Origin of the sequence: Actinomadura atramentaria DSM 43919, assembly GCF_000381885.1 — a bacterium.
In the GTDB taxonomy this organism is placed as follows: Bacteria; Actinomycetota; Actinomycetes; order Streptosporangiales; family Streptosporangiaceae; genus Spirillospora; species Spirillospora atramentaria.
The window spans coordinates 281,037-300,931 of record NZ_KB907212.1; the positions used below are offsets into that span (position 1 = coordinate 281,037).

Sequence of the window (19,895 nt, forward strand, 5' to 3'; positions counted from 1 at the left end):
CGGGTGGCCGGACGTCGGGTGGCCCAGCATCGGTCGGCGCGGCGTCGGGTGGCGCGGCGTCGGGTGGTTCAGGGCCGGGTGGTGTGGTGCCGGGCGGGGGTGGGCTGGTTTGTGCGCAGCCGGGGTGTGACGGTGCGATCGGTGTGGACGGGTTCTGCGATGTCTGCGGGATGGAACCGCTGCCCGACTCGGCCGCGTCCGGGGGCTCGGCGGACGGTGGTGTGTCGGGCGGGTTCGCGGTCGGCGGCGCGGCGGGTGACGGGGCGCTGGGCGGGGCGGTAGCGGAGGCGGCGGGCGGGCCCGCGTCGGGCTGGGCGCGTCCGGACGGCGGCGCGGCCTTCGGCGGGCTCGCGTCGGGCGGCTCGGAGCCGGGTGGTCCGGCGAAAGGCGGCGTGGAATCCGGCGGGTCCGCTTCAGGCGGCTCGGAGTCGGGTGGTCCCGCGGAAGGCGGTGCGGGGTCCGGGCCGGGGGCGGTCGGGGCCGGGCGGGGTTCGCGTGTCGGGCGGGCCGCGCCGTTCGGGCGGCGGCGCGCGGGGGCTGCGGCGGGATCGGTGGGGACTTCCGCGTCCAGTGGCGGCAGCGGGTCCAGCGGGAGCGTCGGCGCGAGCGGGACCACCGGGTCGACGGGCGCGCATCGGCGCGGGATGCTCGGCGCGGGCTTGGTGGACGTCCCGCCCGTCCCGTACCGCGACCCGTCGTCGGCGGTGCTGGCGGATCCGCGGGTGCCCGAGTCCCGGCGGTTCTGCAGCCGCTGCGGCCACGAGGTCGGCCGCAGCCGCGAAGGACGCCCCGGCCGTACCGAAGGGTTCTGCAGCGACTGCCGCCACCCGTTCTCGTTCACGCCGAAACTGCGCGGCGGCGAGCTGGTCGCCGGGCAGTACGAGGTGCTGGGCTGCCTCGCGCACGGCGGACTCGGCTGGGTCTACCTCGCGAAGGACCGCAACGTCAGCGACCGGTGGGTCGTCCTCAAGGGCCTGCTCGACACCGGCGACGCGGACTCGCTCGCGGCGTCGACGGCCGAGCGCGCGTTCCTCGCCGAGGTCGAGCACCCCAACATCGTCAAGATCTACAACTTCGTGCGGCACGGCGGCTCCGGCTACATCGTCATGGAGTACGTCGGCGGCCGGTCGCTGAAGGACATCCTCAAGAGCCGCCGCGCCGAGGCGGGCGACGAGACGGCGCTGCCGCTCGGCCAGGTCATCGCCTACGGCCTGGAGGCGCTGCGCGCGCTCGGCTACCTGCACGGCGTCGGGCTGCTGTACTGCGACTTCAAACCGGACAACGCGATCCAGTCCGAGGAGCAGCTCAAGCTGATCGACCTCGGCGGCGTGCGGCGCGCGTTCGACGTCGACAGCCCGATCTTCGGCACCGAGGGCTACCAGGCGCCGGAGGTCTCCGAGACCGGCCCGTCCGTTTCGTCGGACCTCTACACGGTGGGCCGGACTCTGGCCGTCCTCAGTTTCCCGTTCCGGGGCTACACCGGCCGGTACAAGCACACGCTGCCGCCGCGCGAGGACGTCCCGCTGCTGCGCCGCTTCGAGTCCTACGACCGGCTGCTGCGGCGCGCCACCGACCCGGTCCCGCAGCGGCGGTTCACCAGCGCCGCGGAGATGGCCGACCAGCTCACCGGCGTGCTGCGCGAGGTGCTGTCCGCCGAGGACGGGCGGCCGCGCCCCGCGCCGTCGCCGCTGTTCGGCGCGGAGCCGCGCGCCGCCGGGACGGTCCTGTTCGGCGACGGCCCCGCCGCGCCGCCCGTCCCGCTGGACCCGGCGGAGGCCGCGGCGGCGCTGCCCGTCCCGCTCGTCCGCGCGGCGGACCAGGCGGCCCGGTTCCTCGCCGGCCTCACCGCCCGCGACCCGGCGGAGCTGGCCGCCGCGCTGGAGGCCGCGCCCGTCCGCACGCCCGAGGTGCGGCTGGCGCTGGCCCGCGTCCGGATCGAGCTGGGCGACCCGGCGGCGGCGGACCTGCTCGCGCGGCTGCGCGCCGAGGTGCCCGACGACTGGCGCGTCCGCTGGTACCTGGGCGTGCGGGCGCTCGCGGGCGGCGACGGACCGGCCGCGTCCGCGCACTTCGACGGGCTGTACGGGCTGCTGCCCGGCGAGAACGCCGCCAAGCTCGCGCTGGCGTTCGCGCGCGAGACCGTCGGCGACCGCGCGTCCGCCGCCCGGCTGTACGAGATCGTGTGGCGCACCGACCAGACGTACGTGAGCGCGGCGTTCGGCCTCGCGCGGGTCCGCCTCGCCGCGCGCGACCCGGCGGGGGCGGTCGCGGCGCTGGACTCGGTGCCGCGCGGCTCCGGCCACTGGCAGACCGCGCAGCTCGGCGCCTTCGCCGCGCTGGTGCGCGGCGGCCCCCGCGACGACGCCGCGCTGCGCGACGCCGCCCGCCGCCTCGCGGACCTGCCGCTCGACACCGAGCGCCGCGCCCGCTACACCGCCGATCTGCTGGAGGCGGCGCTCGCCCGGCCCGGCGGCGCGGCGGGCGGCGGCGACCTGCTCGGCGTCCCGCTGACCGAGCCCGCGCTGCGCCGCCGCCTGGAGGAGACGTACCGGCTGCTCGCCAAGCTCGCCGACGGGGCGGCGGCGCGGCACGCGCTGGTCCGCCGCGCCAACGCCGTCCGACCGCGGACGCTGTTCTGAGGACCCCGCCGCCGCATGCCGACCGATCCCCCCGGGAGAGCCCCACGATGAGCGACGTTCCGGAGTTCCGCCTCACCGTCGACCAGAACCCGTACCTTCCGGCGGGCGGCCGGGAGATGCACGCCGTCCTCGGCGTCCGGTCGCTGGGCGGCGGGCGGCCCGCGGAGGCCGCGCAGGTCATCGTCCTCGACACGTCGGGGTCGATGACGTACGGGGGCAAGTTGCGGGCGGCCAAGCGCGCCGCGCTGACGGCGCTCGACACGATCCGCGACGGCGTCCACTTCGCGGTCGTCGGCGGCGCGAACCAGCCGCGGATGATCTACCCGCCGTCGCCGGAGCGGCTCGTCCGGATGGACGGGCGCAGCCGCGCGCGGGCGAAGGACGCCGTCGAGGCGATGGACGCGAAGGGCGGCACCGCCATCGGAACGTGGCTGCTGTTCGCGCACAAGCTCCTCGCCGCGCGCCCCGACGCCGTCCGCCACGCGCTGCTGCTCACCGACGGCAAGAACCAGCACGAGACCGCCGACGAGCTCGGCCGCGCCCTCGACCGGTGCGCGGGCGGGTTCACCTGCCACGCGCTCGGCGTCGGGACGGACTGGGCCGTGGCCGAACTCCGCCGGATCTCCTCGGTGCTGCTCGGCGAGTTCCTGGACGTCGCCGAACCCGACGACCTCGAACAGCGGTTCCGCGAGCTGACCGAGACGGCGATGGCCAAGGAGGTCCCGGACGTCGCGCTGCGCGTGTGGACGCCGCAGCACGCGCGGCTGCGCTTCGTGAAGCAGATGGCTCCGGTGCTGGACGACCTCACCGCGCGCGGCGTCCCGTCCGGGCGGCAGACCGTCGACTACCCGCTCGGCGCGTGGGGCGCGGAGGAACGCGAGTACCACCTGTGCGTGGAGGTGCCGCCGGGCGGCGTCGGACGCCGGATGCGGGCGGCGTGGGCGAAGCTGCTGCTGCCCGGCGGCGAGGCGGCGGCGTCCGGGGACGTCCTCGCGGAGTGGACCGACGACGTCGGCCGCGCCACGCTCATCAACGGCCGCGTCGCCCGCCACACCGACCAGGCCGAACTCGCCGAAGCCGTGCAGGAGGGGCTCGCCGCGCGGCGCGAGGGCGACGAGGAGACCGCGACCGCGCGCCTCGGCCGCGCCGTCGTCCTGGCCCGGCAGGTCGGGAACGAGCAGGTCGCGGACCTGCTCGACCGCGTCGTGGACGTGCTGGACGCCGCGTCGGGCACCGTCCGGCTGAAGAAGGACGTCGCCAAGGCCGACGAGATGTCCCTCGACACCCGCTCCGTCCGGACGGTCCCGACCCGGCTCGGCGAGCCGTCGCCCGGGACGGGCCGCACCGCGCGGACGCGGCCGGGCGAGCCGGGGGCGTGACGATGCCGACCTGCCCGGGCGGCCACGAGTCCGCCGCCGACGACTACTGCGACGTGTGCGGCGAGCAGATGCCGCCGCCGCTACCGGACCACTGCCCGGCCTGCCGCGAGCCGCGCTCCGGCGGCGCGTTCTGCGAAAGCTGCGGCCATGCCTTCAGCCCGTCGGCCCCCCGCGCGACCGGACCCGCCGAACGCCACGCGGCCGAGCCGGGCGAGGCCGGCCCGGCGGGGACCGCCGCGGACGATGCCGGAGCACGGCCCGCATCGCCCGTTCCGGGCGGAACGGGCGTGTGGTTCGCGGTCGTCGAAGCCGATCCCGACTACTTCGCCGAGGTCCAGGCGCAGGACGGGCCGGACACGGCGGCGCTGCGGTTCCCCGAGGGAAACCCGGCGCGGCGTGTGCCGCTCGTCGGGGACAAGGTGCGCATCGGGCGGCGCAGCACCTCGCGCGGGCTGCTGCCGGAGATCGACCTGAGCGTCCCGCCCGCCGACCCCGGCGTCTCGCACGCGCACGCCGTCCTTGTCGCCGGACCGGACGGACGCGGCTGGACGGTCATCGACACCGGCTCCACCAACGGCACGACGATCAACGGCTCGCCCGACCCGATCCCCGTCAACGTCGCCGTGCCCGTGGGCGACGGCGACCGCGTCCACGTCGGGGCCTGGACGACGATCACCCTGTCGCTAGACGAGAGAGGACCGGCATGGTCCTGAGCAACCCCCCACCGCCCCCGGACGGCACCGATCCCGCGCCGGGTCGCGGCCGGTTCGCCGTCGCCCTGGCGCCGCTGCGGACCGTCCCCGGCCGCATCCGGGCCGGCGCCGCCGTGATCCTCGTCCTGCTCGGGCTGCTCGCCGTCGTGCTGGCCGGGGCGATCGGGGAGGCGCGCGGCGGCGTCCGCACGATCGGGCACGACGCCGGGCCGCAGGTCGTCGTGACCGGCGACCTGTACTTCGCGCTGAGCGCGATGGACGCGCAGGTCGCCGACGTCCTGCTGATCGGCGCGGACCACGGCCTCGGCCTCGGCTACGACGCCTCGGTGAAGCGCTACGACCAGTACCGCGGCCAGGCGGACGCGGCGGCGGTGCAGGCCGCGCAGCTCGCGGGCAGCGACCCCGACCGCCTCCGCACGGTCCGCGCCGTGATGGACGGCCTCGGCCGCTACGAGCGCTACGCCGCGCAGGCGATGCTCCAGGCGAAGCAGGCGGGCTATCCGGCGGGCAGCCCGACCGAGGACGTCATCGCCACATACCGCCGCGCGACGGATCTGATGCGCCTCCAGATCCTCCCGCAGGCGTACAACGTGACGCTGGACAGCGGCGCGACGGTCCGCGCGTCGTACGAGAGCCGCCGCAGCGCGGTCCTCGACGGCCGCGACGCCGTCCTCGCCGCGGGCGCGCTGGCGCTGGCGGCGCTCGTCGGCGCGCAGGTCTGGCTGGCGCGCGGCTTCCGCCGCACGGTGAACCCGGCGCTCGCGCTCGGGACGATCGCGACGCTGGCGCTCGTCGCGGCGGGCGCGGCGACGCTGTCCGCCGAGGCGAACCACCTGCGCGACGCCAAGCGGAACGGCTTCGACTCCGTCCTGGCGCTGTCACGGGCCCGCGCGATCAGCCACAGCGCGTTCGCCGACGAGAGCCGCTACCTGCTCGATCCGCAGCGCGCCGACACCTACGAGCAGACGTACCTGGACAAGTCGCTGGCCGTCCTCGACGTCGAGCCCGCCGAGGGCCAGCCGCTGAACCTCGCGACGTACTACGCGGGCCTCGGCCGCCAGGTCGCGGACGCGGCGTCGGGCCACGGCGCGTTCCTCGGCTTCTTCGGCGACGAGGCGCGCCAGGCGCGCGACGAGCGGGGACTCGTCCGCACCCTCACGGCCTACCGCGCGGTCCTGGAGAACGACCGGAAGATGCGCCAGCTCGCGGGCCGCGGCGACCACACCGGCGCGGTGAACCTGCGCATGGGCACGGGCGGCTCCGGCGCGATCGGCACGTTCGACGCCTACGACCGCGCCCTCGGCGACCTGCGCGACGCGCACCGCCGCACGCTGGCCGCCGCGACCCGCGCGGCCGACGACGACCTGCGCGGCTGGAACTGGCTCCCGCCCGTCACGGCATTGGGTGCCGCCGTGCTCGTCCTGGCGGGCGTCCGCCCCCGGCTCGCCGAATTCCGGTGAGGCACCGGTGACTTCGTTGGGAGGGCACATGCGGTTCGTCCGCGTCGGAGCGGCGTGCGCCGCGCTGGGCCTGGCGGCCGCCGGGTGCGGCCTGGGCGGGTCCGGCGGCGACTCCGTCGCCGGCAAGCGCTCGCTGGTGATCGGGGTGAAGTCCGACCAGCCGGGCCTCGGCCTGCGCGACGCGCGGACGGGCGACTACAGCGGCTTCGACGTGGACGTCGCCCGGTACATCGCGGGCCGCCTCGGCGTGCCCGGCTCGCGGATCACGTTCCGCACGACCCCGTCGTCGGACCGCGAGAAGGCGCTCGCGTCGGGCCGCGTGGACCTCATCGTCGCGTCGTACTCGATCACCGCGCGCCGCAAGACGCAGGTGACGTTCGCGGGCCCGTACTACGTCGCGCACCAGGACACGGCGGTGCGCGCCGACGACCGCTCGATCGGGAACGTCCGGGACCTGAAGGGCAAGCGGATCTGCGCGGTCACCGGCTCCAACTCCTGGCGGCGCGTCACCGAGGAGCGCGAGGTCGCGGCGGTGCCGGTGGAGACGCCGACCTACAGCGACTGCATGCGCGCGCTCGCCGCCGGGCGGATCGACGCCGTCTCGACGGACGACCTCATCCTCGCGGGCTTCGCCGCGCCCGGCACGCGCGTCCTCAACGCGCCGTTCACCGACGAGAAGTACGGCGTCGGCCTGCGCAGGGGCGACCTGGCGGGCTGCGAGGCGGTCAACCGGGCGATCACGCGCATGTACCAGGACGGCACGGCGGCACGCCTGCTGAACCGCTGGTTCGCCCGGTCGGGCCTGCGGATCAACCCGTACGTGCCGCAGTTCGAGGGGTGCTCCTGAACCGCGCCGCTCAGGGCGTCGTGGACGGCAGCGCGTCCACGGCGTCCTCCAGCGTCTCGTAGACCGGGATGAACTGGTCCACCGCGGTGATCCGGAAGACGCGCCGGACGCGGTCGGTGAGCCCGACGAGCACGAGCGGCACGCCGTTGTCGGTCGCGCGCCGGTTGGCGCCGACGACGGCGTTGAGCCCGGTCGAGTCGCAGAACGTCACGCCGCGCATGTCCACGACGAGCGCGCGCCCGTTCTCGACGACGTCGAGCATCGCCTCCTCGAACCGGTCGCGGGAGACGAGGTCGAGCTCGCCGCCCACCTCGACGACCGTGTAGCGGTCCTGCCGGTTCAGGTGTAGGCCGAATTCCACGGCCACCTCCCACCACGTCGGCGAAGGCCCCGGGAGGCCCGGGACCTTCCAGCATGAACGAGGCGGGCTCGTGGTCAAGGCCCGCCCGGATAAAGGACGCGGCGACGCGCCCGCCGACGCCGTCCGCAACGGGACGGCCGGTCGGCGCGGGCCGCCTGCTGTTCAGCCTACGGTCATCCGGCCCGTAACCGTACGTCACCCGTGACTGATCGGCTGTGCATGCCCGAAATGTCAATGAATGGGGAGGTCAGCCGGTGTCCACGGCTGCGAAGGCGCGGCGCATCGCCGCGATCACGGTGGCGACCGGAGCGCTCGCCGCGCTCGGCGCGGGTTTCGCGACGGCGTCGAACGGCGACCGCACCGGCGACGTGCGCGCCGCGATCAAGGGCGGCCACGCGCGCAACGTCATCCTGCTGATCGGCGACGGCATGGGCGACTCGGAGATCACCGCGGCGCGCAACTACGCCAAGGGCGCCGCGGGCCGCCTCAACATGGACCGGCTCCCGCTGACGGGCGCGTACACCACGTACGCGCTGCAGAAGAGCGACCCGCGGCTGCCCGACTACGTCACCGACTCGGCGGCGTCCGGCACCGGTTGGGCGACGGGCCACAAGTCCTACAACGGCGCGATCTCGGTGACGCCGGACGGCCGCCCGCAGAGCACGATCCTCGAACTGGCCAAGCGCGCCGGACTGCGCACCGGCGACGTGACGACGGCCGAGCTGACGGACGCGACGCCCGCCGTCCTCGCCGCCCACGTCGTGGACCGCTCCTGCCAGGGCCCGGCCGACATGAAGGCGTGCCCGGCCAACGCGCTGCAGAACGGCGGCGCGGGCTCCATCGCCGAGCAGCAGGTCAAGACGGGCGCGGACCTGTACTTCGGCGGCGGCCGGGCGCGCTTCGCGCAGACCGTCCAGGCCGGGAAGTACAAGGGGAAGACCGTCATCGACCAGGCGAAGGCCGCCGGGTACCAGGTCGTCACGGACGCCGCCGGGCTCGCCCGCCTGTCGCCGAACTCGCGCGCGCTCGGCCTTTTCGCCGACGGCAACATGACGCAGGAGTGGACCGGTCCCGAGGCGAAGAAGGGCGGCACCGCCCCGTCGCGCTGCACGACGAACACCGCGTTCAGCGGCCCGCACCTGACGCAGATGGCTTCCAAGGCGCTGGACGTCCTCGACCGGCAGACCAAGCGCTCCCGCCAGGGCTTCTTCCTGCAGATCGAGGGCGCGTCGATCGACAAGCGCGACCACTCGGCCGACCCGTGCGGCCAGATCGGCGAGACCGTCGAGTTCGACAACACCGTGAAGCTGGCGCAGGAGTACGCGCGGCGCCACCCCGGCACGCTCGTGGTGACGACCGCCGACCACGCCCACACCAGCCAGATCATCCCGGTCGGCACCGACAGCCCCGGCAAGACGGCGACGCTGATCACGGCGGACGGCGCGCCGATGACGCTCAACTACGCGACCTCGACCGGCGACTCCCAGGAGCACACCGGCACGCAGCTCCGCATCGCGGCGAGCGGCCCGCAGGCGGCCAACGTCGTGGGCGTCACCGACCAGACGGACCTGTTCGCGACGATCACCCGCGCGCTCGGCGTCCGGCGCTGAGCCGTGCCCGCGCTGAGTGCCCGTGCCGGGCGGAATAACGTCCGCCCGGCGGGGAGTTACCCGCCGGAAAGTTACTAATCAGAAACTTACCAATCGGTAGAAAATGGCGGCCGTCCGAGTGTTCCGCGCCCCGCGCGGACAACTCCGGACGGCCTGCTATCTTTGCGACATAAATCACTGGATCTGCGGCCTGACCTGGGAACCCGCCATTTACTCACCGGTCACATCCCATCCGCGCGGGAGCAGCGGTTACAGTGGCGGGTGCCGAATTCGGGAGGCCGGGTGTTCTATACGTTCATGTCGCGCGTGGTCGCACCGGTCCTGCGCCTGATTTTCCGCCCTCGCGTCGAGGGACTGGAGAACGTGCCGCACTACGGGCCGCTGATCGTCGCCAGCAACCACCTGTCCTTCATCGACAGCTTCATCATCCCCCTGTCGCTCCCGCGCCCCGTCACCTACGTCGCCAAGGCCGAGTACTTCGAGGGCGGCGGCCTCAAGGGCCGGTTCGTCCACTGGTTCCTGACGACGCTCGGGCACGTCCCGATCGAGCGCGGCGCGCAGCGCGCGGCGATGGGCGCGCTGGAGCAGGCCGTCGAGATCCTGGAGAACGGCGGCGCGTTCGCGATCTACCCCGAGGGCACCCGCTCGCAGGATGGGCGGCTGTACCGGGGGCGCACCGGCGTCGGCTGGCTCGTCCTGGCGTCCGGCGCGCGCGTCCTGCCGGTCGGCCTCGCCGGGACCGAGCGCATCCAGCCGATCGGCAGCGGCCGTCCCCGGGTCCTCGCGCCGCGCCCCACCGTCCGCATCGGCAAGCCCCTGGAGTTCGACCACTACCGCGACCTGCCCCCCGCCCGCGCCCGCCGCGTCATCACCGACGACATCGTCACCGCGATCCGCGAGCTGACCGGCCAGGAGTACACCGGCCGCTACAACGACCGGGCCGACCACTCCGCCTGACCCCGGCGCGCCCGGTCCGGCGTCCCGACCCCCGCGCCGTAGGGTCGCCGCATGAAGCGCAGCCTCCTTCCCCTTCTGGCGCTCGCGTCCGCCGTGCCCTTCGCCGGGTGCGGCGGCGGCGACGGCGGCGGCGCGGGGGCCGCCGCGGCGCGACCCGTCCTCGGCGGCTCCGGCTACACCGCCGACCAGCTCGAACAGGCGCTGCTCACCGAGCTGCCCGGCTACCGGCGCGGCGAGCCGGAGACGGGGGAGTACGGCGCGCTGAAGTCCGTCCAGCACTTCGGGCAGCTCCAGCGGCAGGTGAAGGTGGACCGCCCGGCGTGCGCGAAGGCGGCGCGGCCCGGCGGCGGCCTCGACCCGCAGACGCCCGCGTCCATCGCGACGTTCACCAAGGACAACGGCGTCAGCGTCACCGAGACGCTGCTGTCGCTGCCCGACGAGCAGGCGCGCAAGCTCGTCGGTGAGCGCGTCCCCGCCGGGTGCCGCACGTTCCGGACGACGGTCGGCGCGCAGACCGCCGAGCACCGCGTCACCGAGCCCGCGCCCGGCACGATCGGCGAGGGCTCCCGCACCGTCGGCGTGACGACGACCAGCGGGAACTCCCACACCAAGACCTGGTACGTCGTGCTGCGCGGCCGCCGCACCGTCACGACGATCAGCCTGTACGGGCCCGTCGCCACCCAGCGGGACGCCGAGGACGCCGCGCGCCGCGCCTACGACCACCAGCGCCGCTTCCTGTCCTGAGCCCACCGGCACTCGCCGCGGCCCGCGTCCAGCGGATACGGTTCGCGGTACGCGGCTTTCGCCCTGACGAGTGGGGGGTTCGTTGATCGGCAAGGAGGGCCGGGTGACCGGCAGGATCGGCCCGGGCCTGGTCGGTGAGGTCATGATCCCGGTGCGGGGCGGCGCGGAGGCGTTCTACGCGCATCCGGTGACGCCCGGCGAGGAGTTCGGCGTCGGGACGATCGTCGTGGTCGTCGAGTACCACCCGCCGCGCACCGTCTACGTCGCGCAGGCGATGGGCTGACCTTCGTCCCCTTTCGGTCGCCTTTCGGGGGAACCCGGACGCCGTGGGCTGCGTCTATGCGGATACACGGACATTCGGGGCCGTGCGCGTCACCGCAGCCGCCCGTCCACCCCCGAAGGAGGCTCCATGCCCATAGCCGCAGCAGCGATCGGCGTCGTCGTCGTCCTCATCGTGCTGATCGTCCTGTTCAAGATGGTCTGGCGCGTCGCCGAACCCAACGAGGCGCTGATCATCTCCGGGCTCGGCGCGCGGTCCAAGCCGGTCGCCGGAGTCGACAGCCTCGGCTTCAAGATCGTGACGGGCAAGGGCACCTCCGTCCTGCCGGGCTTCCAGGTGGCGCGCCGCCTCCGCCTCGGCAGCCGCGCCGCGAACCTGGAAGTCAAGTGCGTGACGCAGCAGGGCATCCCGGTGCGGGTGGTCGGCGTCGTCATCTACAAGGTCGGCGACGACTTCGTCTCCATCGCCAACGCCGCCCGCCGCTTCCTGGAGCAGCAGACGTCGATGGACGACGCGATCCACGAGCTGTTCACCGGCCACCTGCGCTCCATCATCGGCAACCTCACCGTCGAGGACCTGATCCTCAACCGCGAGCGGCTGACGAGCGAGACGCGCAACTCCGCGTCCGACGAGATGAGCAAGCTCGGACTGGTCGTCGACTCCCTCCAGATCCAGGAGATCGACGACGAGACCGGCTACATCACCAACATCGGCCGTCCGCACGCCGCGAAGGTCGCCGCGGCGGCGCGGATCGCCGAGGCCGAGCGCGACCAGGAGGCGACGCGCCGCGAGCAGGAGGCGGCGCGGGAGAACGCGGCCGTCATCCGGGACACGCAGATCAAGAAGGCCGAGTACGAGGGCCAGGTCCAGCAGGCCGCGCAGCAGGCCCGGCAGGAGGTCATCCTCAAGGAGACCCGCAACGCCGAGCTGGAGGCCGAGCGCACCGAGAAGCGGCTGGAGTCCGAGGTCCGCAAGCCCGCCGACGCGCGCGCGTACGAGCAGGTGAAGCTGGCCGAGGCCGAGCGCGAGGAGCGCATCGCCTACGCGCAGGCCGCCGCGACCGAGGTGCAGCTCAAGGCGCAGCGGGAGGCGGAGGCCACCCGCATCCTCGGTGAGGCGCAGGCGGAGGCGACCCGGCAGAAGGGTCTCGCCGAGGCCGAGGCGATCCAGGCCCGCGCGCGGGCGCTCGCCGAGAACCAGGAGGCGGTCATCGCGCAGCAGCTCGCGGAGAAGTGGCCGGAGATCGTCGAGGCCGGCGCGAAGGTGTTCGGCAACGTCGACAACATGGTCGTGCTCAACGGCGCCGAGGGCGTCGAGGACATGCTGGCCAAGGCCCTCACGCTCGGCGGGACGGGGCTCGGGCTGGCCCGCTCGCTGCTGAACAACATGGGCGGCCAGGCCACCGGGAACAGCGACAACGGCCGCCTTCCGGCCGCCGCCGACCAGGAGAGCTGACGCTCGTCGCGGGCGGGCGCACCGGTGGTGCGTCCGCCCGCCGCGGCTTCCGGCGGCCGCGGGGGCGGGCTCCGTCGCGCACATGGCCCCACGCCCCTCGCGGACCGATTATGTTCATGGCATGCCCGTGCCCCGGCTCGCCGTCACCGTCGACCTCGTCGTCCTCACCGTCCGGGAGCAGCGGCTCTGCGCGCTGATGTGGCGGCGCGACCAGGACCCCTACAACGGGGCGTGGTCGCTGCCGGGGGGCTTCATCCAGCTCGACGAGGACCTGCCGGTCGCGGCGTCCCGGCTGATGGCCGAGCGCGCCGGGCTCGCGGACGTCCGCATCCACCTCGAACAGCTCGCCACCTACGGCTACCCCGACCGCGACCCGCGCCAGCGCGTCGTCAGCGTCGCCTACCTCGGCCTCGCCCCCGACCTGCCCGCGTCAAGCCGCGCCCAGGTCCTGTGGACGGCCGTGGACGACCTGGTCACCCGCGACCGCGCCGCGTTCGACCACCGCCGCATCCTCCGCGACGGCACCGAACGCGCCCGCGCGAAACTCGAATACACCTCGCTCGCTGCGGCGTTCTGCCCCCCGGAATTCACGGTCGCGGAACTGCGCCGCGTCTACGAGATCGTCTGGGGAACCCCCCTGGACCCCCGCAACTTCCACCGCAAGGTGACGGGCGCGGACGGCTTCCTCATCCCCACCGGCCGCTCCACGACCCGCGACGGCGGCCGCCCCGCCCGCCTCTACCGCCGAGGCGACGCGGAACAACTCCGCCCCCCGATGCTCCGCCCCCGCCCCTGCCCCTGACCCACCATCCTGACCGCTTCCGGCAACTGCGCCCGTTCGGTCCCGCGTCCGCATCGCCCCTATGATCACATGATGAACGCGTCCATGACCGCGCGTCAACAGAATGGTCGGCAGATTGGCGCGCTCGAATCCCAGGGGCTCCGCATGACGCAGAAAAAGGTCGATCCGGCTTGGATCCTCGCGCACGGCAAGGACATCCGGGAATGGGTCGTGACCCAGGTCGACGCCGCGGCGGAAGCGATCAACGCGGACGGTGTCGCGAACCTGGAGGGCGGCGACTTCAGCATCACGCTCGCGCTCGCCGCCACCGGCTATCCCATCGCCGCGCAGTTCGCCTTCCACGACGCCGCGGCCCTCGCGAAGGAGTCCGACGAGATGGCCGAGAGCGTCGTCAACGCGGCGCGCAACTGGGCCAGGGCCGAAGGCATGAACATCGCGAAATGACTGTCCTTGAACCCGCTGGCGGGTGGAGGGAACGAGCATGACCACGAGTCACCGGCACACGGCCGCACGGCAGAACGCCTACAGCGGCGGTGTCCGGGAGGCCGGCGGCGCGGCTGGCCGCGCCGCGGCGGGCGGGACGGTCGGCGCCCTCGCCACCGGCGGTTCGGTCCAGGGCGCGATCACCGGCTCGGCCGAAACGTTGATGACGCTCGCCTTCGAGACGGCGAAAACGCCCGGAGCCGTCCTGCCGCCCGCCTTCTGGGTCGCATGGGAGTTCAAGCTCACGACCGGGAAGCCGCAGAACTCGAGTACCTGCACAACTTCTGCGTCGCGGTGCAGACCACGTTGACGATCCTGGCGTGGGCGCTGTTCGGCTACGCGATATTCGCCGTCGGCATCGCCGTCTACCTCGCCGCGCTCGCCGCCGCGGAGGCATCGGTCGTCGCCGCCCCGGCGTGCCAGAGCGGCGCGACGCTGGCCGGGCAGATCGTCGCGGTGACGACCGGAATCCTCGGCCTGCTCGGCGGAATGGCCGCCGGCAGTGTTTTCAGCCTCGGCGCATCCCTGACGGGCGACCTGCAACAGGACCACGGCAACCAGTACGCGGACGCGGCCGTCAAGAAGGCGTTCCGAGAAGGCGGTATCACCGGTCTCACCAACCTCACCCAGGACGGCGTCAATGCCGGGCTGGCCTTCGCGGACCGGGGCAAGGGCAAGGGGATGCCGCTGAAGGAGATCGACCTGGACGCCGACCGGGGGAAAGAAGGCGGCTGGTCCCTCGGCGGCGGCGCGAAGGTCGGCATCGGGAAGAACGAGGGCGAGCTCGCCACGCACCAGGTCTTCGACAAGGACGGCGATTACCAGGGCGGCGACATCGAGATCAAGGACAGATACACCCCGAACGAGGAGACGGGCCACAGCGTCACCGGCGGCGGCAAGCTCGGTTGGCAGCGCGGCGAGGACGGCAAGGGCTGGCGCTACGAGGGAACGGGCGGCGTCGGATACGAGAACTCCGTCACGGGCGACAAGGCCGGGTACGAGGCGACGGTCAGGAACGGCGAGAAGAACGGTTTCGGGGACTGGGGATTCGACGACAAGTTCTCCGGCGTCACCCGGTTCGGAAACGCGGAGTCCCCTGGCGCGAGCGGTCTGTTCGATGACCCGCTCGACCGCGCGCAGAACCAGGAGAAGGCCCAGCAGAAGAAGGACGAGACACCGCCGTGGGACAGGTGACCGGAAATCATGTTCCGCCCGGACGGCCGGTGGCATCGGTCTTCGAGCAGCCGCTGCTCGTCATCGACGCGAAGCTCCGGGAGTTCCGGTACTCGGCGCCGGACGGCGTTCCGCTGGCCCGGTCGGAGGTTCTGGCGGGAGGCTCCGGACGTTCGCCGGTGCGCCGCTACTTCGCGCGTCACCGTCCTGAGCCGGGTCCCGTGCTCATCCGGCTCACCGATCCGTCCGGCGCCGCGCTCATGCATGTCGAGCGCGCGGCGGACGATCCGCCCGGTCGCGTCCGGTTCCTCGACGCCGACCGGGAACCGCTCGGACGGGTCGAGCGCCTGCCGGACGCGCGCCACCCGAGGATCGTGGACCGGTGGTTGGTCCGCTACCGGATCTACGACGGACGCGATCGCCCGCTAGGGGCTGTGCTGCCCCGATCGTCCCGAGGGCAGCTCGCAGGGTCGGCGGACACTTTTACGGTCGCAGGCGAGGACGACGACCCGGTGCCGCATCACGAGTTCGCCCACTGCCAGGGCGGCCTCCTGTCATCGTGGAAGCGCGCGCCGTGGCCGCTGAACGCCCTGGTCGTCGCGTTCCCGATCGCGCTGTGTCTGGAGGTGGGCGGATGAGCGCCGCACCTGGACCCTGGCCGGACGAGGCCGAGGCCCGCTTCAGGGCGGATTTGCGGCAGATCAGGCGCCGGTGCGCGGAACGCGGCTTCTCGCCGATGCTGTCCGGCTGCGTGGCCCTCACGCTGTGCTTCCTGCTGCCTGCACTGTGGTGGTCGGCGGCGGTGGCGCTGGCCTGTATCGGTTGCTTCATGGCGGGCCATTTTCGACTCGGCGTGTCGAACCCGTTCACCTTGCTGCCGATGTTGTTCTTTTCGCTGGGGTTCTGCGCGTTCCTCCCGCTGCTGTACGACCGCCACCTGCTCACGCCGCTGCCACTGCTGCCGTTGCTGTTCTGCCTCCTGATCGACGTTTTCGAGTACAAGGCGCGATTCAAGGCGCTCGGCGGCGAGCCGGAGCCCATCGCGTGGATTCCGTACTCCGAGGACGAGCGGGAGGGCACGGCGACCGGGTGATGGCCGTTCACGGCGGTCGATGCGGACGCCGCGTCTGCGGAGGCACGAAACGAGGAGACGCTGCTAGTTCGGGGTGTGCGGAGTGGCGCAGCGGCCCTGTTTTGCCCGGCGGGCGGCCAGGCGTTTGACGTCGGTGCGGTACTCGCGGGCTGTCGTTGTCGGAAGGACGTAGCGCCAGGCTTCGTCTTCCCAGATGAATCGGAAGGTGCTCGTCGTGCCCGCCTGCTGCGCGCGGACGATTCCGGTGGTGTTCTCGATGCGCGCAGCGGTGATCTCGTACGGAATGCCTTCGTTGGGAGCCGGGCACAGGTCGTAGAGCTTGAGGTAGTCGGGGCGCGTGATCGTGTGCAGTGCGGACGTCGACCAGCGGTCCCACGCCGAGCCGTAGTCGCCGGCGGAGTAGGCGGCCAGCAGCGCGGTCGCCGCGTTGCGGAGTGAGGCGACGTCGCCCGCCGCGGTCCGGTTCGGCGCCGTGGAGCCGAGCGGGTCGGCATGGCGAGCCCAGTTGATTCTGAGCTTTTCGTTGTTCTTGCGGCTCATCCGGCAGGAAAACGTGTCGTTGCCCCGGACGATGTTCGCGGCGACGGCGGGGTCTATTTCGAGCCGCGAGTTATCCGTCCGGAACGGCTCGTGGCCCTCCGCGTTCACCGTGAGCCGGGTGTTGTAGACGCCGACCCACCGGGTGTGTCCGACGATGAGGACGGTCACCGTGCAGGGCACGGCATGCGCGCCCTCGTCCTTGCTCCAGGATTTCTCGACGGAACTGGCCACGACGCTGCCGATGAGGGCGAGCACGAACCCGACGCCGGAGACGAACCCCTTGACGGCGGTGCGCCCCGAGTGCGCGATGGCACCGACGAAGAGGAAGACGAAGACCGAGAAGAAGAGCACGATCGCCACGGCGCCGATTGCCGGCTCCGTGCTGCCCGCCGCCCACCAGATCAGACCGAATGTTCCGACCAGCGGCACCCCGAAGAGCACGTCGGCGAGAAGTTTCAGGCGCTGTGAATCGCCCCAGGCGAGAGCGAGCCCCCCCGCATAAAGCAGCACCATGATCAGGAGGCCGAGCAGGAGCGGGTCCACAATATCCCTTCTTGTCTGATCTCCGGCCGGACGCGGTGCGGTCGGATTGCGTTCCCCGCCGCGCGGACGGCCGATCGGGTGTGATCAGGTTGCGGCTAGTCGGGGAGTTGACGGGTGGTGGCGCAGCGGCCCTGCTTCGCTCGGCGGGCGGCCAGGTGTTCGACGTCGGTGCGGTATACGCGGGCCGTCGTCGTCGGGAGGACGTAGCGCCACGCGTTGTTCTCCCAGGTGAAGCGGAACGTCGTCGTCGTGCCGGAGCGTTGGGCGCGGACGATGCCCGTGTGGGTTTCGACGCGCGTGTCGGTGATCGTGTACGGGACGCCGTCGTCGCGGGCCGGGCACAGGTCGTACAGCTTCGTGTAGTCGGCGCGGGAGATCGCGCGCTGTGCGGACTTCGACCACAGGTCCCAGGCCGCGCCGTAGTCGCCGGCCGCGTACGCGGACAGGAGTTCGGTCGCCTTGGCGCGGAGCGCGGCGGCGTCGGGCGTCGCCTTCGGGGCGGGGGTGCCGGGCCCATCGACGTTCCGCGTCCAGTCGATGCGGAGCTTTTCGTTGTCCTCGCGGCTCATCTGGCAGGGGAACGTGTCATGACCGCGCAGGATGCTCGTCGCCACGGTCGGGGCCACGTGGAGGTCGTGGTTGTTCGTCTTGAACGGTTCGCGGCCCTCGGGACGGACCAGCATGTCCGCGTCGTATTCGTTGGCGTACTTGGTGTGGCCAAGGCCGAGGACGGTCACCGTGCAGGGGACCGCCTGGGCTTCTTCCTCGGCGCTCCACGACTTCTCGACGGCGTAGGAGATGGCGGCGCCGACGACCGCCACTCCGATGCCGATGATCGACAAAACCACCTTGGTGCCGGTGGGGTTCGATTTCGGCGACTCCCCGACGATGGCGAACGAGATCAGCGACACGATGGAGACCAGCAGCAGGGTCGCGAAAGCCCCGCTCAAGGTTTCCACCGTCCAGACGAGGCAGAACAGCGCGATCAACGGTCCGACCAGAAGCACGTCGGCGAGGACCCGCAGGTTCGGGCGCCCCTTCCACGTGAGGATGATCCCCGTCGTGTAGAGCGCCGTGATGAGCAGGAGGCCGAGCGTGATCATTCCGATCCTTCCCCGTTGTTCCGTTATGGGACGTGGCTTGGTCGGGGGGCGTTCCCGGGGGTGTGAAGGAAGATCTTTTTTGGGAGGTTGTTGGTGGAGGGCCTGTGGGCTGGGGGTTTGGGGGTGGGGTGGCGGTTCGGTGGGGTGTTGGCAGGGCGGGGGCGTTGCTAGCTTTGGGGCCTATGGATGGGGATATGTCTGCCGAGTTGGCGGTGCTCGTTCGGGACATCGGGGACGCTGGCGTCGCGGAGATGTCCACCACCCCGGGGCTCGCCGCGGCCGTTGATCAGCACGTCGCCGAGCTGCGCGCCACGTTGGAGGCGACGGGCAGCGACGAGTTGATGGCCTATCTCTGCCGGTACGCCGAGGAGGCGTTCAACCGGGGATGGTGGCCGGAGAGCACGCGGGACTACGAGTTCGTGCGGATCGTGGCGGTGTGCTGGTTGCTGCGGGAGAACGAGCGGGCCGCCTGACCGGCGTTGGTACGCGGGCCCGCTCCTCTGGTTGCTCCCGAACCCGTACGACGGCCCCGACGCCCCGACGCCCCGACGCCCGATCGTCCGTCCGGCACGCGGTTCTAAGCTGTTCGCCACCACCCCTACGTCGAACTGGAGGACAAGGGTGTCCGAGGCAGTCTCCCCCCGCTTCCGCTCCGTCCTCGACCGGTTCGCGGCCTACAAGCCCGGCAAGGCCGTGACGTCGCCGGACGGCCGCTCGTTCAAGCTGTCCTCGAACGAGTCGCCGCACGAGCCGCTGCCGTCCGTCCAGAAGGCGATCATGGAGGCGGCGGCGAACGTCAACCGCTACCCCGACAACAACGCGACCGCGCTGATCGACGCCATCGCCGAGCACGCGGGCGTCTCGCCGGACTGCGTCGCGGTGGGCTGCGGGTCGGTGGGCGTCGCGCAGATGCTGCTGGAGGCCGTCGCCGAGCCGGGCGCGGAGGTCGTCTACGCGTGGCGGTCGTTCGAGGCGTACCCGCTGCTGGTCGCGCTGTCGGGCGCGACGCCGGTGCAGGTCCCGCTGCGCGACGAGACGCACGACCTCGACGCGATGCTCGCCGCGATCACCCCGCACACGCGCCTGGTGTTCGTCTGCAACCCCAACAACCCGACCGGCACGATCGTCGGCCACGACGAGCTGGCCGCGTTCCTCGACCGCGTCCCCGCCGACTGCCTGGTCGTGCTGGACGAGGCGTACGGCGAGTACGTCCGCGACGGCCGGTTCCCGGACAACATGGAACTGCGCAAGGGCCGCCCGAACGTCGTCGTTCTGCGCACGTTCTCCAAGGCGTACGGGCTGGCGGGCCTGCGGATCGGGTTCCTCGTCGCGCACCCGGAGGTCGCGGAGGCGATCCGCAAGACCTACCTGCCGTTCAGCGTGAACTCCGTCGCGCAGGCGGCGGGCGTCGCGTCCCTGGCGGCGCGCGGCGAGCTGCTGGCCCGCGTGGACGCGACCGTCGCCGAACGCGAGCGCGTCCACGCGGCGCTCGTCGCGGACGGCTGGACGGTCCCGCGCTCGGAGGCGAACTTCGTCTGGCTGCGCCTGGGCGACCGCACGGCGGAGTTCTCCGCGGCGTGCGACGCGCAGGGCGTCAGCGTCCGCCCGTTCGGCGACGAGGGCGCGCGCGTCTCGATCGGGTCGCCCGAGGAGAACGACGCGTTCCTCGCCGTCGCCCGCGCCTTCCCGCACCGGGCCTGACCGGCCCGCGCC

General features: G+C 72.8%; 20 protein-coding genes. 17 read left to right on the forward strand and 3 right to left on the reverse strand.

Annotation, left to right across the window (positions count from 1 at the left end):
* Nucleotides 1-644 precede the first annotated feature (644 nt).
* The 5 genes from G339_RS0114680 to G339_RS0114700 are packed head-to-tail and all read left to right on the forward strand — an operon-like array spanning nt 645 to nt 7,038.
* Nucleotides 645-2,639: a serine/threonine-protein kinase gene (locus tag G339_RS0114680; protein WP_019631836.1), complete on the forward strand. Its 1,995-nt coding sequence runs from the start codon at nt 645-647 to the stop codon at nt 2,637-2,639.
* A 47-nt stretch (nt 2,640-2,686) separates the two neighbouring features.
* Nucleotides 2,687-4,018: a VWA domain-containing protein gene (locus G339_RS0114685; RefSeq protein ID WP_019631837.1), complete on the forward strand. Its 1,332-nt coding sequence runs from the start codon at nt 2,687-2,689 to the stop codon at nt 4,016-4,018.
* Nucleotides 4,019-4,020: 2 nt separating this feature from the next.
* Nucleotides 4,021-4,731 carry an FHA domain-containing protein gene (locus G339_RS0114690; protein WP_033323092.1) on the forward strand — a complete coding sequence of 237 codons (711 nt, stop codon included), beginning with the start codon at nt 4,021-4,023 and terminating at the stop codon, nt 4,729-4,731.
* A complete protein-coding gene (locus G339_RS0114695) occupies nt 4,722-6,191 on the forward strand; it encodes a hypothetical protein (RefSeq protein ID WP_019631839.1) in 1,470 nt (489 codons plus the stop codon). The genes G339_RS0114690 and G339_RS0114695 overlap by 10 nt, the downstream gene beginning before the upstream one ends.
* A gap of 28 nt (nt 6,192-6,219) precedes the next feature.
* Nucleotides 6,220-7,038: a glutamate ABC transporter substrate-binding protein gene (locus G339_RS0114700; RefSeq protein ID WP_019631840.1), complete on the forward strand. Its 819-nt coding sequence runs from the start codon at nt 6,220-6,222 to the stop codon at nt 7,036-7,038.
* Between the two features lie 10 nt (nt 7,039-7,048).
* On the opposite strand, the gene G339_RS0114705 is transcribed toward G339_RS0114700, so the two are convergent.
* Nucleotides 7,049-7,399 carry an STAS domain-containing protein gene (locus G339_RS0114705; protein ID WP_019631841.1) on the reverse strand — a complete coding sequence of 117 codons (351 nt, stop codon included), beginning with the start codon at nt 7,397-7,399 and terminating at the stop codon, nt 7,049-7,051.
* 254 nt (nt 7,400-7,653) lie between these two features.
* On the opposite strand from G339_RS0114705, the gene phoA reads away from it, so the two are divergent.
* The 10 genes from phoA (at nt 7,654) to G339_RS0114760 (ending at nt 15,996) form a co-directional block, all read left to right on the forward strand.
* Nucleotides 7,654-9,009, forward strand: coding sequence for an alkaline phosphatase (phoA, locus tag G339_RS0114710; RefSeq protein WP_019631842.1), 1,356 nt, complete (start codon nt 7,654-7,656; stop codon nt 9,007-9,009).
* 282 nt (nt 9,010-9,291) lie between these two features.
* On the forward strand, nt 9,292-9,966 hold the full coding sequence (locus G339_RS0114715) for a lysophospholipid acyltransferase family protein (RefSeq protein ID WP_019631843.1): 675 nt from the start codon (nt 9,292-9,294) through the stop codon (nt 9,964-9,966).
* A 51-nt stretch (nt 9,967-10,017) separates the two neighbouring features.
* A complete protein-coding gene (locus G339_RS0114720; protein WP_019631844.1) occupies nt 10,018-10,710 on the forward strand; it encodes a hypothetical protein in 693 nt (230 codons plus the stop codon).
* Between the two features lie 103 nt (nt 10,711-10,813).
* On the forward strand, nt 10,814-10,993 hold the full coding sequence (locus G339_RS0114725; RefSeq protein ID WP_019631845.1) for a hypothetical protein: 180 nt from the start codon (nt 10,814-10,816) through the stop codon (nt 10,991-10,993).
* A gap of 126 nt (nt 10,994-11,119) precedes the next feature.
* Nucleotides 11,120-12,445, forward strand: coding sequence for an SPFH domain-containing protein (locus tag G339_RS0114730; protein WP_019631846.1), 1,326 nt, complete (start codon nt 11,120-11,122; stop codon nt 12,443-12,445).
* Nucleotides 12,446-12,566: 121 nt separating this feature from the next.
* Nucleotides 12,567-13,247, forward strand: coding sequence for an NUDIX hydrolase (locus G339_RS0114735; protein ID WP_019631847.1), 681 nt, complete (start codon nt 12,567-12,569; stop codon nt 13,245-13,247).
* Nucleotides 13,248-13,319: 72 nt separating this feature from the next.
* The gene (locus tag G339_RS33730; protein WP_157407671.1) at nt 13,320-13,691 is read left to right on the forward strand and encodes a hypothetical protein; all 372 of its coding nucleotides are present in this window, start codon (nt 13,320-13,322) and stop codon (nt 13,689-13,691) included.
* Nucleotides 13,692-13,958: 267 nt separating this feature from the next.
* Nucleotides 13,959-14,924, forward strand: a complete 966-nt coding sequence (locus G339_RS0114750; RefSeq protein WP_157407673.1) for a hypothetical protein — start codon at nt 13,959-13,961, stop codon at nt 14,922-14,924.
* A 29-nt stretch (nt 14,925-14,953) separates the two neighbouring features.
* A complete protein-coding gene (locus tag G339_RS0114755) occupies nt 14,954-15,541 on the forward strand; it encodes a hypothetical protein (RefSeq protein WP_019631851.1) in 588 nt (195 codons plus the stop codon).
* Entirely contained in the window at nt 15,538-15,996 is a 459-nt protein-coding gene (locus G339_RS0114760) for a hypothetical protein (protein WP_019631852.1), read from the forward strand. The genes G339_RS0114755 and G339_RS0114760 overlap by 4 nt, the downstream gene beginning before the upstream one ends.
* A gap of 63 nt (nt 15,997-16,059) precedes the next feature.
* Here the strand turns inward: G339_RS0114760 and G339_RS0114765 are convergent, their stop codons facing one another.
* Nucleotides 16,060-17,079, reverse strand: coding sequence for a hypothetical protein (locus G339_RS0114765; RefSeq protein ID WP_019631853.1), 1,020 nt, complete (start codon nt 17,077-17,079; stop codon nt 16,060-16,062).
* A gap of 95 nt (nt 17,080-17,174) precedes the next feature.
* Entirely contained in the window at nt 17,175-18,182 is a 1,008-nt protein-coding gene (locus tag G339_RS0114770) for a hypothetical protein (protein WP_019631854.1), read from the reverse strand.
* A gap of 194 nt (nt 18,183-18,376) precedes the next feature.
* Here G339_RS0114770 and G339_RS0114775 point away from each other — a divergent pair, with 194 nt between their 5' ends.
* Entirely contained in the window at nt 18,377-18,655 is a 279-nt protein-coding gene (locus tag G339_RS0114775; protein WP_157407677.1) for a DUF6401 family natural product biosynthesis protein, read from the forward strand.
* Between the two features lie 148 nt (nt 18,656-18,803).
* On the forward strand, nt 18,804-19,883 hold the full coding sequence (hisC, locus tag G339_RS0114780) for a histidinol-phosphate transaminase (RefSeq protein WP_019631856.1): 1,080 nt from the start codon (nt 18,804-18,806) through the stop codon (nt 19,881-19,883).
* Nucleotides 19,884-19,895 lie beyond the last annotated feature (12 nt).